This window comes from Salinivibrio sp. IB282, assembly GCF_001995685.1.
Lineage (GTDB): Bacteria > Pseudomonadota > Gammaproteobacteria > Enterobacterales > Vibrionaceae > Salinivibrio > Salinivibrio kushneri.
On the sequence record NZ_MUET01000072.1, the window covers coordinates 1 to 12804 of the forward strand.

At 50.3% G+C, this 12804-nt stretch carries 11 protein-coding genes and 1 tRNA gene; 2 read left to right on the top strand and 10 right to left on the bottom strand.

Features of this window, described 5'->3' with window-relative positions; genetic code table 11:
* From BZG14_RS12710 to BZG14_RS12735, 6 genes are all read right to left on the bottom strand, one after another.
* Positions 1–663 (bottom strand): hypothetical protein (locus tag BZG14_RS12710; RefSeq protein WP_077608893.1); only part of this gene is annotated, 663 nt, incomplete at its 3' end.
* Positions 664–1159: 496 nt separating this feature from the next.
* Positions 1160–1250: transfer RNA gene (locus BZG14_RS12715), tRNA-Ser, on the bottom strand.
* A gap of 130 nt (positions 1251–1380) precedes the next feature.
* Positions 1381–2133: a phosphate ABC transporter ATP-binding protein PstB gene (pstB, locus tag BZG14_RS12720; RefSeq protein ID WP_218089801.1), complete on the bottom strand. Its 753-nt coding sequence runs from the start codon at positions 2131–2133 to the stop codon at positions 1381–1383.
* 133 nt (positions 2134–2266) lie between these two features.
* A complete protein-coding gene (gene pstA, locus BZG14_RS12725) occupies positions 2267–3571 on the bottom strand; it encodes a phosphate ABC transporter permease PstA (protein WP_077608894.1) in 1305 nt (434 codons plus the stop codon).
* Entirely contained in the window at positions 3564–4946 is a 1383-nt protein-coding gene (gene pstC, locus BZG14_RS12730; protein WP_077608895.1) for a phosphate ABC transporter permease subunit PstC, read from the bottom strand. The genes pstA and pstC overlap by 8 nt, the downstream gene beginning before the upstream one ends.
* A 66-nt stretch (positions 4947–5012) precedes the next feature.
* Positions 5013–6053 carry a substrate-binding domain-containing protein gene (locus BZG14_RS12735; RefSeq protein WP_077486917.1) on the bottom strand — a complete coding sequence of 347 codons (1041 nt, stop codon included), beginning with the start codon at positions 6051–6053 and terminating at the stop codon, positions 5013–5015.
* A gap of 292 nt (positions 6054–6345) precedes the next feature.
* On the opposite strand from BZG14_RS12735, the gene BZG14_RS12740 reads away from it, so the two are divergent.
* Positions 6346–6816, top strand: a complete 471-nt coding sequence (locus BZG14_RS12740) for a hypothetical protein (RefSeq protein WP_077608896.1) — start codon at positions 6346–6348, stop codon at positions 6814–6816.
* A gap of 91 nt (positions 6817–6907) precedes the next feature.
* On the opposite strand, the gene BZG14_RS12745 is transcribed toward BZG14_RS12740, so the two are convergent.
* Together BZG14_RS12745 and BZG14_RS12750 are read right to left on the bottom strand one after the other, a co-directional pair.
* A complete protein-coding gene (locus tag BZG14_RS12745; RefSeq protein ID WP_077523509.1) occupies positions 6908–8524 on the bottom strand; it encodes a methyl-accepting chemotaxis protein in 1617 nt (538 codons plus the stop codon).
* 129 nt (positions 8525–8653) lie between these two features.
* Positions 8654–9115 (bottom strand): DUF3429 domain-containing protein, encoded by a 462-nt coding sequence (locus BZG14_RS12750; RefSeq protein ID WP_241824172.1) that lies wholly within the window; start codon positions 9113–9115, stop codon positions 8654–8656.
* Positions 9116–9317: 202 nt separating this feature from the next.
* Here BZG14_RS12750 and BZG14_RS12755 point away from each other — a divergent pair, with 202 nt between their 5' ends.
* Complete coding sequence (locus BZG14_RS12755; RefSeq protein ID WP_077608897.1) at positions 9318–10991, top strand: BCCT family transporter; 1674 nt, start codon at positions 9318–9320, stop codon at positions 10989–10991.
* Between the two features lie 60 nt (positions 10992–11051).
* Here the strand turns inward: BZG14_RS12755 and glpC are convergent, their stop codons facing one another.
* Both glpC and glpB read right to left on the bottom strand, forming a co-directional pair.
* Positions 11052–12308: an anaerobic glycerol-3-phosphate dehydrogenase subunit GlpC gene (gene glpC, locus BZG14_RS12760; RefSeq protein WP_077608898.1), complete on the bottom strand. Its 1257-nt coding sequence runs from the start codon at positions 12306–12308 to the stop codon at positions 11052–11054.
* Positions 12302–12804, bottom strand: a 503-nt coding sequence (gene glpB, locus BZG14_RS12765; RefSeq protein ID WP_108743560.1) for an anaerobic glycerol-3-phosphate dehydrogenase subunit GlpB, incomplete at its 5' end; no start/stop codon positions are given. The genes glpC and glpB, both read right to left, overlap by 7 nt.

Consider the following 12804-nt stretch of genomic DNA (forward strand, 5'->3'; position numbering starts at 1 on the left):
ATATTGTCTATCAGTAGATAGTGCTGGGTAGCTGACCGGAAGATTTACGAGGCTTTCATATTCCTCAGGCTTTAAGGCAATCAATCGAGCTCTTTCTATATCTCGCTGAGGAAGTCTTTTAGGTATCGAATCCCTTAGCAGATCGGGAAGATTACTACGTAGTAAATCTGCATCCTCTTGATGATCAAGATTTTTTGAAATCCTTTCCATTGTTCTTCTAATCGATGCCAGTCGTACACTCCTTTCCTCTTCCGTAAGATTCGAGCTTTCTCGCTCTAATCTTCTTGTTTCAGCCAATACCCTTTTAATTTGTCCTGGGACACCCAAACGTCGCTGGAAATTAATAACACGGTCTTGAGGTACACCCGATTGCTTTACATCTTCGAAAACCTTCTCAGAAATTGCTCTGGCGTCTTTAACCAAATAGTCAATGCCAGATCTGAAAGAGCCATATCCAGCCACTCCCGCATAAATTATTCCTGCAGTCGCCAGCCAAACCTTTAGAGAGCCATCTTCAACAAATACGGCAAACTCTAGGTCTTGACTGTAGATTCCTTCTGCATACAGCGGAGCTTTATTCGATAGGTACTCCTTTAATCTAGACTTGCCAATTTCGTCTAGATTTATATCTAAGTGAATATAAGTCTCTGAGAGTTTACTCAATGTTCTTATCCTTGTATGAGCTCTGTGAAGCTAACATTGTACTAGTGTGCGTGCTCGATTTGTCAAAATCGTTATACGCCCTGTTTTATCTATAACCTCATGATAATCATGCGGTTTTCCATCTTTCTCATCAAATCCTCATTGGTGATAATGTGCATGCCGCCTATCCCGGTTGAGGTGTTCACATTATCCCCGCGCTTGTACTTTTAACCGATTGATTATTCGTGTTTTTTATTTTTTCGCCCCGGGAAAGTGTGAATCGGTCATGAGAAAGCGTGCATCTATGTAGGCGTTTTGTTGCGTTCCACGCTACCGCCCTTTGGTTGTCGGCGTCCAAAAGGCCATGTAAGAGGAAGAAACATAAACGGTTAGAATACCAAAGTGCAGAATAGCTGTTTAGACAGAATCGCCTAAAATGTTGGCGCGGTCAGAGTTTGGGAGTTTGCGGGACAATAAATGCAAAAAAGCCGCTGACTGAGCAGCGGCTTTCGGTATGTGGCGGAGAGATAGGGATTTGAACCCTAGAAGGGCTATTAACCCTTGCCGGTTTTCAAGACCGGTGCTTTCAACCACTCAGCCATCTCTCCGGAACGGGGCGTATACTAGAGGCAGCTCAGAGCGATGTAAAGTCCATTTTTACTTTTTCGCACTTAAGTGCTGATTTTATCAGCAAAAGCCTGTTTTCAGCGCTTTTCTCTCCTTTGCCCCGCCGTTTATTTAGCCAAATCGACCGTTGATGTAATCAGAGGTCAGTTTGTGCTCAGGGTCATTAAAGACTTTTTGTGTGCTGTTGACTTCAACCAAGTCACCAAGGTGGAAGTAGGCGGTGCGGTCGGACACACGTGCCGCTTGCTGCATAGAGTGTGTGACGATCACGATGCTGAAGTTTTTCTTCAGATCGGCAATCAGCTCTTCAATGATACCGGTGGCAATCGGGTCTAGCGCCGAACAAGGCTCATCCATCAAGATCACTTCCGGCGCGACCGCAATGGTACGTGCGATACACAGACGCTGCTGCTGACCGCCTGATAGACCTGTTGCTGGCTGATCGAGGCGATCTTTCACTTCGTTCCAAAGCCCTGCGCGCGTGAGTGATTGCTCAACCAATGCATCCAACTCGTCTTTGCCGTCAATCAAGCCATGGATACGTGGGCCATATGCCACATTATCGTAAACCGATTTCGGGAACGGGTTAGGACGCTGGAATACCATGCCCACTTGCGAGCGAAGCTCCACAATTTCGGTGTCGCGATGATAGATATCTTCGCCATCCAAAATAATATCACCCGACACTTGGCAGCCAGGAATGGTGTCGTTCATGCGGTTGAGACAGCGCAAGAAGGTAGACTTACCACAGCCTGATGGACCAATCATCGCCAAGACTTCTTTTTCACCAATATCCAAGCTGACATCGGTGATCGCTGATTTTGAGCCGTTTTCGTAATTCACAAAGACATTACGAGCCGTCATACGTGGGCTCTCTACAAAAGGCACACCACACGTTTCAGTCGGTGCCGCCGTATTTTGCGGCGTGGTTTCTGCTACTTCTTCAGTCATGGCTAGGTTGTTCATTGTTGTCGTCGTCATGGTTGTTTCTCCCGACTTACCAGCGTCGTTCAAGACGCTTACGCAGAATCACGGCACAGGCATTCATAAGGGCAAGGAATGCCAGCAATACCATGATTGCGCCAGAGGTGTTTTCGACAAAGCCCTTTTCAGGATTCTCTGCCCATAAATAAATTTGAACGGGTAACGCAGTGGCGGCATCTAGGGGCCCTGAGGGGATATCCACGATAAAGGCCACCATACCAATCATCAGCAGCGGCGCGGTTTCGCCCAGCGCTTGCGCCATGCCGATAATGGTGCCGGTGAGCATGCCAGGCATGGCAAGTGGCAATACATGGTGAATCACCATTTGCATTTTTGATGCGCCGACACCCAAGGCGGCATCACGTACCGATGGCGGTACCGCTTTAATAGATGCGCGGCTCGAGATAATGATGGTTGGCAGTGTCATCAGTGTCAGGACCAAGCCGCCCACAACCGGCGCAGAGCGCGGCAGGTCGGCAAAGTTGAGGAACACGGCTAAGCCCAGCAAACCAAACACGATCGACGGTACCGCTGCCAGGTTATTGATGTTAATTTCAATAATCTCAGTAATACGATTACGTGGTGCGAACTCTTCTAAGTAAATCGCGGCCGCCACCCCAATGGGGAAGCTTAATGCCAGTGTCACCAGCAGCGTATAGAAAGAGCCCACGGTCGCGCCCCAGATCCCAGCGAGCTCAGCATCACGGCTGTCACCATTGGTGAAAAAGCGCGAGTTAAACACGGTGCGAACTCGATCGTCCTCTTTTAGCTGGTTGAACCAACCAATGTGTTTGTCTTTAAACTGGCGATAAGACTCCGGCAAGCTGCCATCGATATTGCCTTTGTTAAACTGATTGACGTTATCGCCCGCGAGTGCCCAAATTTCAACCTCTTGACCCACCAAGTCAGGGTTGGCTGCCACACGGTCGCGTAAGTCGTACTCGGCACCGTTAGACAGAAAACGGAACAGCTCACGTTTGTCGCCACGCGATGTCACCTCGGGCATGGCATCAAAAATGGCATCTGCCAATACTGAGCGATAGCCCAGGTATTTAAGGGTCTCATCATTTAAGGGCTTGCCTTCAATTCCTAGGTTTTCTTCACTTAAATCAACGGTCAAGCGAAGTTCCGTGGTGTAGAAAGCGGTGTAGCCTTGCGAGACGATCGAGCCGAGCAATAGAACCAAGAAGGTAAACGCAAGGAAAATAGAGCCGATACCGTAAAAACGGAAACGTCCTTCTTTCCCGCGGCGCTTTGCTAAGCTGGCCCTTACCCTTGCACGCTTTTCTTGCGCCAGTTGTTCGATTTTATCAGTCATATTGTTCCCGGTATTTCTTCACGATGTTCAACGCAATCACGTTAAGTGCCAGTGTCACAACAAATAAGGTCAGACCCAAAGCAAACGCCGCCAAGGTTTTTGGACTATCAAATTCTTGGTCACCTACAAGAAGCGTGACAATCTGCACCGTCACTGTGGTCACTGAATCAAGGGGGTTAGCCGTTAGGTTAGCCGACAGACCCGCCGCCATTACGACAATCATGGTTTCGCCAATTGCACGTGAAACAGCCAGCAATAAGCCACCCACAATGCCGGGTAATGCAGCCGGTAGAACCACTTTGCGAACCGTTTCTGACGGCGTCGCGCCCAGTCCATACGAGCCATCACGTAGCGATTGCGGTACAGCAGTGATCACATCGTCTGATAATGACGACACAAAAGGAATAATCATGATCCCCATCACCGCACCGGCAGCCAGTGCACTCTCTGACGACGCGCTGCTAAAGCCGATCGCCTGTGCCACATCACGGATAAAGGGTGCGGCCACCAATGCGGCAAAGAAGCCATAAACCACGGTTGGAATACCTGCCAGGATCTCCAAAATCGGTTTGACGATACCCCGTATACGCGGCGATGCATATTCGGCCAAGTAGATCGCACTCATCAACCCGACTGGTGCCGCAATGCACATGGCGATAAACGAGATCATTAAGGTGCCGGTAAACAGTGGAATCGCACCAAACGAGCCACTGGCCGCTTGTTGGTCTGCACGTAAGGCAATTTGCGGTGACCACTCAGTACCAAAGATAAATTCAGTGACTGGGATCATTTGGAAAAAGCGCAACGCCTCAAACAACACCGAGAGCACAATGCCCAGTGTGGTTAAAATCGCGAGTGTTGAACAAAGCAGCAAAAAAGCCTGCATCACATTTTCCACGCGATTTCGAGCGCGAAGACGTAATCGCAGAGAGCGCCAGCCAAAGGCCAACCCCGCTAATGCAAGCGATGTCATGGCGGTGAAACGCAACGTCGTTCCCAGTTGGTTCAACATTTGATAATGGTCAGCCGCTGCCAACAAGACAGCATCGTCAGTTTGGGTGATGCCACGAGCGACGTTGCCAATCTGACTGTATAGCAAGTCGGCGTTGCCGAACTGCGTGACATACGAATCAGACAGTTGTGCCATCACCAAACTGTGGATCAAGTTGGGTTCTACCGCTTGCCACAACAATAAGAGAACCAGTGCCGGAATAGCCGCGAGAATCGCAACATAAGAGCCGTAATAATTAGGACGAGAATGAAGCTTACTCAATCCGCCAGCCGTATCGGCGAGCTTGATTGAACGTGATCGAGCAATAAAAAAGCCTGAAATTGCAATAATAGCAATCACGGTCATCAGCATGGGTGTTGTCATTGTTCCTCCTGAACACGCACAAAGGTGGCACCTCATGTGTGCCACCTTTTCGTGTTCACACTGCGCTTACAGGTTTGGTTTTAGGTCAACTGCGGCGCTGCGTACTTGTTTCCATTCACCGTTGTCGAGTGGGATAAGGCCACGGTCAGCCAAGTAACCCATGTTGCCGATTGCATCTTCAGCAGTGAATGCGCTTACGTAGTCTTTCAGACCTGGAATCACGTCTTCGTGTGCTTTTTTCACGTAGAAGTACAGTGAACGTGATACGGGATAGTCGCCACTACCAATCGCGTCAAATGTTGGTTCAACGCCCGCGATTTTTGAGCCTTGTACCTTGTCAGCATTTTGCTCTAGGAAGCTGTAACCGAAGATACCAAGTGCATCTGGGTTTGCTTCAAGCTTTTGTACGATAAGGTTGTCGTTCTCACCCGCTTCGATGAAAGCACCGTCTTCACGCATGCCGTGACAAATCGCTTTGAATTTGTCTTCGTTGCTGTCTTCAAGCGCCGCCACTTCTGGGTACTCGGCACAGCCCGCTTCCATGGCTAGCTCAACAAAAGCGTCACGCGTCCCTGATGTTGGTGGTGGACCTAGCACCTCAATTTTGGTGTTAGGCAGTGATGGGTTCACGTCTTTCCACGTTTCATTTGGGTTGTCGATAAAGTTGCCGTTGCCGTCTGGCACGGTTTTAGCGAGCGCGGTGTAGATCTCTTTCAAGCTCAGGTCATATTGCTGAGACATTTTCGAGTTTGCCAGCGCAATACCGTCATAACCGATTTTGATTTCAACAATGTCGTCAACACCGTTTGACTTACAACGGTCGATTTCCGAGCTTTTAATTTTACGTGATGCGTTAGTGATATCTGGCGTGTTTTCACCCACACCTGCACAGAACAGCTTAAGACCGCCGCCTGAACCGGTAGATTCGATTTTTGGTACTGAGTATTGCGACGTGCGACCGAAGCGCTCAGCAACTACAGTAGCAAAAGGGTAAACAGTAGAAGAGCCAACGATGCTAATGTAATCACGGTTTGCGGCCGTTGCGCTACCTGAGGCCAGCACGGCCATTGATACTGTAGTAGCTGCAAAGAGAGCTTTAAGTTTCACATCAACCTCCAAGTCGATTATTTAAGTTAGTGCTGTGCAAATCAGTTTATCTACACATAACGAAGAACTCGGTTAACGGGGAGACACATTAAGAGCACAAAGTGACAGTTCCTTTATGCAATCATGAAGGTTTGATGACAGTGCGGCGCATTGGTAACAGATTCAAAAGTTGTTTTTACCACGCTGGCGCTGAACACATGGCGGGCTAGGATAAACGCATCCAGGGCTGATGCGCGTCGACGAGATGCGCCGATAGACGTCCTGTCTTCCACTTTTTAGATGAGTAAAGGCAATGATAGATGCCAAAGACAATGTCCCGTTAGACGCGCGTGCCGACGCGTTCCCGATGCATAATGATACCGCGCCGAGTAAGCCAGTGGTTTTGTTTTTGTGCGATGGTGTACATGGCGTCTCCTTGATGGCCGCCGCCTTGATGAAAAGTAAAGCGAGCAGCTTTTTTGATGTCTACTGCGCACATACATCCAGCACCATGCATACTGCACAAGCGTCAAAAGCACTTATTCAATTTCAACTCTCAACCTCTGGGATCACGCCTTGCCCGCTGGCCGAGCTGACATTGACATATGTTGATTATCTAGTTGCCGTGAATCCAGCCGCCGTACAATCTGGACTACCCTTGCCCCGTTACGGAAAATTTGTGCCTTGGGATATGACCGAACACAGTGATGCCGGCTTGGTTGCCGTGCTCCGGGAGGTGAATAAAAGCATCAACTATTTTTTATCTTTGTATTTATTTCGTTGAGATATTTGTTTCGCTAATGCGTTTGCGGCGGGAATAAAAAGTGCGCGCCATTCGCGCACTTTCTGTTGGTGGATGGTGTCGGTGGGTACAGTTATAACCTAAAGGCCTCCGCTTGCTCTTTAATACTGGCGTTTTCTTTTTCCAAGCGTTCATAGGCTTGACGGGTTTGCTCTGCGGTCTCGGCAAGTGACTCTGCCGCTTGGTGAATCGCCGACACATTTTGGTTCAGATCCGCCGCTGCCGTGGTTTGCTCTTCGGTCGCGGTAGCAATCGCACCGGTCATTTCAGATACCTGCTGCGTCGCATCATTAATGGTGTTGATCGCTTCTGCCGCATGCTTGGCATCATCCAGCCCTTTTTGCGTCAAGGTTTGGCTATCGCTCATCACTTTGTAGGCCTGACGCGCTTTGGTTTGCAGTCCTTCAATGATCTGGTTGATCTCATCGGTCGATGATTGGGTTTTGGTTGCCAATCCTCGTACCTCATCAGCCACGACCGCAAAGCCTCGACCCGCTTCGCCCGCGCGAGCCGCCTCAATAGCCGCGTTGAGCGCGAGCAAGTTGGTTTGCTCGGCGATGGTACTAATCACTTCCGAGACTTTACCGATATTTTCGCTATCTTCGGTTAACGCCTCAATCACTTGCGAGGCTTCATTAACTTGATCTTTAGCCGCCACGCTTTGCTGATACGACTGCTCAAACGTTTGTCGGCCTTGCTCTGCGTATTCACGCGATTTATCAGTATGTTCCGCCGCATTGACAGTGTTACTGGCCACTTCACCGAAGGTAGACTCCATCTGCGTCATCGCGCTCGCAAGCTGTGAGAGTTCACCCCGCTGTTGCTCAACGCTATTCACGGTATGGCTCACCTGGGTCGATAGCTCATCACTGACCGTTTGTAATCGCTTAGTGCCTTTCACTAACGACCCTATCAGCTCGGTAATGCTTTCTTGCATTTGCGCAAAGGTATTCGCTGCTTGTCCCAGCTCGTCGCGGTTAAACGTATCGAGATCCAACCGTTGGGTAAGATCACCGCTTTCCACCCGCTGCATCTGAGTAACTAGCTTCGCCAGCGGCCCACGTATTCGCTGTTGTAGCAATAACGCCACACCCGCCATCAGCACAACCAGAGCAATAATCACGGCAATACCAATATAAATGAGACGCTCAATTTTTTCCGATTCTCGCGTCTTTATCGCGTTGGCTTGGTCTTCCAACGTCTGTTGCAATGTGGCGAGATTCGCGACTATCTGGTCAAACGGCGCCAACATGGGGCCTAACATTTTACGGCGCGCATCATCAATTCGCCCGTTATCAATAAGCGAAATATAATCGTTTTGCATCTCACGGTAATTGTTCAGGCGCGTTTCTATCGTGGCCACGGCCTCTGTATTACTGTCACTCACCGTGAGTGCTTTCATTCGGTCAAGTGCTTCGCCAACCTCTTGATCGTTGCGCTCTATTTTCACCAAAATATCGCGATGCGCTTGTTTGTCATCGGTTAACCCGTAATCGAGTGCGAAGCGGCGATAAGTGACGGTATAATAACGCAAGTCAGACACAGTGCTCAGCAGGCGAACATTACGCTCTACCACATCATTAAACTGTGCCTTGACCGTGTTTATTTCGCTGAACAAGTACGCCCCGCTCGCCGCAACCGCAATGCCGAGTGCCAGAAACACCACGCGTAAATACTGTATAATCGTCATTGGTTACCCCGCTGCCCCCTAATTCCACTGTAAAGTTACTTGTTTTTTTGCGCACGAGGTAACGGTTACGGCCTATTGCTGCAATAGGTTCATTCTCGGTAGGGTTTTTCTTGGTGGCCTTTTTACTGCTCACACCACAATGAGCAGCAATCCATGACAAGCCACAACAGCTATCGTCAAGCGGCCACGCATGGTTTGATAGGCAGAGGACGTGTCTTCACTCTCGCTTTTTCGGATCCATTTTTCCGCCAGCCATACCGCTAAATAACCGGTCGCAAGCAGCCCAGTCGCGATCAGGTATTGGGTCGCGCCTTGAATAAGCGCCCCCCAAGCCAAGAGTGCAAACAGGTTGCTCAGCAATAACGCATTACGGCTAAGTTTATGGGAAAAGTGATCGATGCCATTGCCCCATAAAACGCCGGATAAAAAGCTTAAAATTACCGCGCTATAGCTCAAAAATAGCTGCTCGCCACTGAGACCGAATAAGGTCAGATCGGCCCAGGTGACGAGCACACCGCCAATAAAAGGAAGTAAGCCAAGGTACCCAAGTTGCAGCATGGTATCGCGCGAAGCGGGTTGTGGTTTCATCATCTCACTCCTAGACACTCTATTAAGATTTTTATTAACCCTAAGTGTACGAAGACAATCCGCCACTGGCCGTCTTATCGACACATTTCGCTGCTTTTCTCAACACCTCCACCGAACATAATGTGATTACCGACTCTTTTTTTTGCAAAGGGTGCTTGTGTTGCGTAAATTGTTGCGCGTTTTGTTGTTAAAAGAGGAACGATTCATGTCAACACGAAGTACGTCGGATGCGAGTAATGCCAGCGCATTGCAGCATCCGTTTGCCGATTGCGTCACACAGACCGGCCTGTTTAAAGGTGTTCATAAAAATATGATGATCGCCGCCACGCTCCTGGTTTGTGTCTTCGTGTTTTTTACCGGATTTAATACTGATTTAGCCGGCCGTGTATTTGCCGCGGCACGTGGCTGGGTGGAGTCGACCTTTGGTTGGTATTACATGTTGGTGTTGGTGCTGTTACTGGTCGCCAGCTTGACGATTGCCGTCACGCGTTTAGGAAACATTCGGTTGGGTGATGACGATGACCGGCCCGAGTTTAGCACCTTCTCGTGGCTATCCATGTTGTTTTCCGCGGGTGTCGGCGTTGGCATACTGTTTTTTGGGGTAGCCGAACCCACGCTCTACTTTGATACAAGTGGTGCGTTCGGCTACCCCAACAACCCGTATGCGGATATGGCCGGTGCCACCACCATGGGCTTTGATCGCGCCGCCGATGCGTTGCGTGTCACCTACTTCCATTGGGGCTTTCACGGCTGGGCGGTGTATGTGATTGTCGGCCTCGCGCTCGCCTATTTCTCGTTTCGGAAAAAGCTGCCTCTCGCACTACGTTCCACGGTGCACCCTCTGATTGGCGATCGCATTTACGGGCCCATCGGCCATATTATCGATATCTTGGGGGTCCTGGGCTGCGTATTCGGTGTCGCCACCTCGCTCGGGTTAGGTGTCAGTCAGATCGCGGTGGGGCTCGATCGCTTATTTGGCATCGACCCGGGTGTCATGACTCAGGTTATCCTGATCGTTTTGATTTCCGTGGCCTCAATCATGTCGTCTCTGTCTGGCGTCGGCAAAGGGATCCGCATTATTTCCGAGTGGAATATTATCGTCTCAGCGTTGGTGATCGCCTACTTTTTATTCGGCGGGCCTACGGCTTGGTTAGTGCAGATCTTTGGCGCTTCACTGAGCGACTATTTGGTCGAATTCATTCCGATGGGGCTATGGTTCCCAGAGGCGCAAGGTCCCACCGCGTGGCAAAACGCTTGGACCATTTTCTATTGGGGCTGGTGGATTGGCTGGGCGCCCTTTATTGGCTTGTTTATTGCGCGTATTTCTCGCGGCCGCACCTTGCGCGAGTTTGTGGTTTGCGTGCTGTGTGCGCCAACATTGATGATTTTTGCTTGGCTGGCGATTTTTGGTGGTAACGCCTTACATCAAGAGCTTGTTGCCGATGCTGGGATTGGCACCGCCGGCATTATTGATTTGGTCAACGGTTGGGACTTACCGGCGGCGCTGTTTGCCACCGCTGATGGCATTACCGGTGGCGGGATCTGGGGTTGGATTCTCAACGCCATGATGATCTTCTTGCTGTTTAGCTGGTTTATTACCTCGTCAGACTCAAGCACCCTCGTGCTGACCACGATTTTGTCGATGGGCAATGACAACCCGCCCAAACGCTTTCGAGTCTTCTGGGGCACCATGATCGGTGCCGTCGCCGCGGTATTGTTGGTCGCCGGTGGCTTACGCGCCCTACAAACCGCAAACATGGTTACCGCCCTACCCATCAGTGTGTTGGTGATCTTAATGACCATCAGCGTGATGAAGTCTTTACTGGCAGAGCCGGTTGGCAAGCCCACCGCCTCGACACCATCCAAAGCGAGTCGCTAGCGCGCACTCTCAGACTAACAGCGCCACCCTATGCGGTGGCGCTGTTCTTTGCGGCGAAGTTCAAGACGCTGATGGAGCCTCAACGGCCATCGCCAGCACACTGACCGGATGCAAGGCTTCCAGCGACGTGTTTTCTTCAATTTGCCATTTACAGGTTTCACAGTCGGTGATCGCAAAGTCCGCCTGCGCAGCTTCAATCTGGGCAAATAAGCCACTACCAATCGCAATCGAGGTTTGATAGTTCTCGGTTTTAAAGCCATAGGTGCCTGCCAAACCACAACACTCGCTATCGAGCACAATCACCTCTAGCCCGGGGATCATCCGCAATAGCTCAATGGTGAACATCGCATTGCCACTGCGCGCCAAGTGACAAGGGGTGTGATACACCACCCGTTTATTGACGGGTTTTAGCTTGGGCATCTCGCCATTCATTGCCGCTTTGAGTAAAAAACGGGTCACGAAACTAATTTGTCCTGCCACATGCTGATTGTCGACACCCAGTACATGCGGATATTCTTCTTTGAGTGTCAGCGCACACGATGATGACGTCGCGATCACTGGGCGCTCGTCGGCAACAGAATCGGCAATCATCGCGGTATTGGCGGTGGCATTGCGTCTTGCTTTATCATAAAAACCGTTAGCAATTAAGGGGACACCACAGCATTTGTGTTTCTCTAATAGCTGAACGCCATAGCCCATCGCATTCATTACTGTGACCAAGTCTTTGCCGAGCTGCGGATTGTTAAAATTCACATAACAACCGTGAAAATAGCTGACTTGTTTGGGGTATTCAGCTTGTGCCGCCGTTTGGCTTTTCATCCAGCGGCGGAAGGTACCAAAAGAATACTTAGGCAAGGATTTATGTTTATCTACCCCAATGGTGGCATGCATCACCGTTTTCACTGGTTTCAGATCCGTCATCACATTTACCAGTGGCGCGACTGGGTTAGCGAGCGTGCCAAACAGGTCGGTGTGGCTGAGCACGTAATCACGCATCAGCTTGGGGTTGATGTTTTTCTTGCCGTGTTTACCGCGCGCCACCGCAATGATATCGCCAATTTTCACCCCGGAAGGACAGGCGGTTTCGCAGCGTTTGCAGTTGGTGCATAGTTTGAGTAGGTCGTCATAATACTCTGGATTTTTGATCCGCAGACGCTCGCCGTCCGGCCCACACTCTTTGGGGCCCGGATACGCCGGATTCACTTTCGACACTGGGCAGTACACAGTGCAGACGGTACACTTGATACACTGGTCAAAACTGGTGGGCTGCGGTGCATGGTCGCGATATTCTCTCTGTTTAAGCCATTCGGTTAACATATGGCCTCCTTAGCGTTTGCCATCACGGCAAGTGCTCGTTGTGCCGCGGCGTAGCCTGTTGCAACCGCAACGCCTCCGCCGCAACCTTCAAATACGGGATCGTAACCACTGAGTACCGCCCCACATACAAACAAGTTTTGACAACGTTTTCCGCGCGCGGTAGGCCGCAGTTGGTTATCCGTGTTAATACCGAAGGCCATAAAAGGATGACTTTGCTGGCTGAAAAAGTCGTCATTGCGCCATTCGCTGCGGTCAGGGCTTTGTACCATATCTAACCCCAGTGTTGGCTCGCTAACTTGGGTGCGATCCGCATTCAAGCCGCGACTAAAATAGCTTCCCGTCGCCAAGATCACTGCCTCTGCGGTTAACGGAATATCCTCTAACTGACGGGTATGTAATGCGGTGAGGCGGCCACTGTCGTCAAACTCGCCGCTTGTGACTTGATCACCGCGCAGCAACATGCCACCTGCACTGGCAAACGCGCGCTGCAGCGCCT